This window comes from Streptococcus cristatus (assembly GCF_963529205.1).
Taxonomy (GTDB): Bacteria; Bacillota; Bacilli; order Lactobacillales; family Streptococcaceae; genus Streptococcus; species Streptococcus cristatus_O.
The window spans coordinates 1-2,546 of record NZ_CAURYF010000079.1; the positions used below are offsets into that span (position 1 = coordinate 1).

Consider the following 2,546-nt stretch of genomic DNA (forward strand, 5'->3'; position numbering starts at 1 on the left):
CTCTCAAAGTGGACGAGCGAGTTCTGATTCCAAGGCCTGAGACGGAGGAGCTGGTAGAGCTGATTTTGTCAGAAAATCCTGAAAGCTCCCTATCTGTCTTGGATATCGGCACGGGCAGCGGGGCCATCGCACTGGCACTAGCAAATAGCCGTCCAGACTGGCAGATTACTGCTTCTGATCTCTCGAAAGATGCTCTTGCCTTGGCAGCAGAAAACGCTCAGTCCTGTGGCCTCAATCTTGCTTTTGTCCAATCCGATTGTTTTGAAACAATCAGTGGCAAATTTGACATTATTGTCTCCAACCCGCCCTATATTTCAGAAGCGGATAAGGATGAAGTTGGACTTAATGTTTTGACCTCAGAGCCTCATATGGCCCTCTTCGCAGAGGAGGATGGTTATGCCGTCTATCAGAAAATAGCAGAGCAGGCAGGGGAGCATCTCACAGAAAAAGGAAAAATCTATCTGGAAATTGGTTACAAGCAAGGAGTCGGCGTCAGGGAGTTATTCAAAAAATCCTTCCCGCAAAAACGAATTCGAGTCTTGCAGGATCAATTTGGTAAAGATAGAATGGTGGCAGTGGACAATGGATAAGATAGAAAAGACTCTAGCAGCAGGTGGAGCGGTCGTCCTGCCTACGGAAACTGTTTATGGCCTCTTTGCCCAAGCCTTGAACGAAGAGGCGGTTGAGCGAGTCTATGAATTAAAAAGAAGACCTCGTGACAAAGCTCTCAATCTCAATGTGGCTAGCTTGGAAGAAGTTTACCGTTTCTCTAAGAACCAGCCCAGCTATCTAGAAAAACTCTATCAAGCCTTTCTACCTGGGCCACTGACTATTATCCTCCAAGCCAATGACCGAGTGCCTGCTTGGATTAGCTCTGGTATGGAAACTGTGGGCTTTCGGATTCCTAAGCATCCAGTTACGCTGGACTTGATTCGCAAGTACGGACCCTTGATTGGTCCATCCGCCAATCTTTCTGGAAAAGCCAGTGGAACTGATTTCCAGCAGATTATGATGGATTTTCAAGAGCAAGTCTCGGGAGTAGAAGATGATGCTGCTTTGACAGGTCAGGATTCAACCATTCTGGACTTGTCTGGAGAAAAGGCACGTATTTTGCGCCAAGGAGCCATTACCCGCGAGGACATTCTCGCCCAAGTAAGTGATATAACATTTTAACTATTAGGAGCCTAGCGCCCTATTTTCTCAAAAGAAGGAGATACCTTATGATTTTTGACCAAGAAGACTATAAAGCATTTGACAAAGAACTCTGGGATGCCATTGCCAATGAGGAAGAGCGTCAGCAACATAATATCGAGCTGATCGCTTCAGAAAACGTCGTTTCTAAAGCTGTTATGGCCGCTCAAGGTTCTATTTTGACCAATAAATATGCTGAAGGCTACCCAGGTCGCCGCTATTATGGTGGAACAGACGTAGTGGATGTTGTGGAGAGCTTGGCCATTGAGCGTGCCAAGGAAATCTTTGGTGCCAAATTTGCCAATGTACAACCTCACTCAGGCAGTCAGGCCAATTGTGCAGCTTATATGGCTTTGATTGAGCCAGGCGACACAGTGATGGGCATGGATTTGTCTGCTGGTGGTCACTTGACCCATGGTGCTCCAGTCAGCTTCTCTGGCCAAACCTACCATTTTGTATCTTATAGCGTTGATCCAGAAACAGAGTTGCTGGACTTTGATGCCATCCTCAAGCAAGCTAAGGAAGTACAGCCTAAGTTGATTGTGGCAGGTGCTTCAGCCTATTCTCACATCATCGACTTTTCAAAATTCCGTGAAATTGCTGATGCAGTCGGTGCCAAACTGATGGTCGATATGGCTCACATTGCTGGATTAGTCGCTGCTGGTCTCCATCCGAGCCCTGTGCCTTATGCGGATATTACAACTACGACGACCCACAAGACTTTACGCGGACCTCGCGGTGGTTTGATCTTGACAAATGATGAAGACTTGGCTAAGAAAATTAACTCAGCTATCTTCCCGGGCATTCAAGGCGGACCACTGGAGCATGTCATTGCAGCCAAAGCAGTGGCCTTTAAAGAAGTGCTGGATCCAGCTTTCAAGGTTTATGCTCAGCAGATTTTGGACAATGCCCAAGCTATGGCCCAAGTCTTCCGTCAGCATGACAAGTTCCGTGTAATTTCTGACGGTACTGAAAATCATCTTTTCTTGGTTGATGTCACTAAGGTTGTAGAAAATGGGAAAGTGGCGCAAAATCTCTTAGATGAGGTCAATATCACGCTTAATAAAAACTCCATTCCTTACGAAACTTTGTCACCATTTAAGACTAGCGGTATTCGTATCGGTACAGCAGCTATTGCAGCTCGAGGTTTCGGTGTAACAGAAAGTATCAAGGTAGCCGAGCTCATTATCAAGGCTCTGGAAAACGCTGAAAACGAAGCAGTGCTCAATCAAGTTCGGGCGGAAGTTCGCGAATTGACGGACGCTTTTCCGCTCTATGAAGGTTTGAACTAAGATGGACATTTATGTAAAGAAGGCCATCATTCATCAATTCAGCCCAGCTGATACGGACTTGCT

General features: G+C 46.3%; 3 protein-coding genes. All 3 read left to right on the top strand.

Annotated features, from left to right (window positions below):
* The coding region (prmC, locus tag RWS39_RS09515) for a peptide chain release factor N(5)-glutamine methyltransferase (protein WP_314482971.1) at positions 1-590 on the top strand (590 nt) is incomplete at its 5' end.
* Entirely contained in the window at positions 583-1,173 is a 591-nt protein-coding gene (locus RWS39_RS09520) for an L-threonylcarbamoyladenylate synthase (RefSeq protein ID WP_125372981.1), read from the top strand. The genes prmC and RWS39_RS09520, both read left to right, overlap by 8 nt.
* A gap of 47 nt (positions 1,174-1,220) precedes the next feature.
* Positions 1,221-2,483: a serine hydroxymethyltransferase gene (gene glyA / locus RWS39_RS09525; protein ID WP_125372982.1), complete on the top strand. Its 1,263-nt coding sequence runs from the start codon at positions 1,221-1,223 to the stop codon at positions 2,481-2,483.
* Positions 2,484-2,546: the final 63 nt, after the last annotated feature.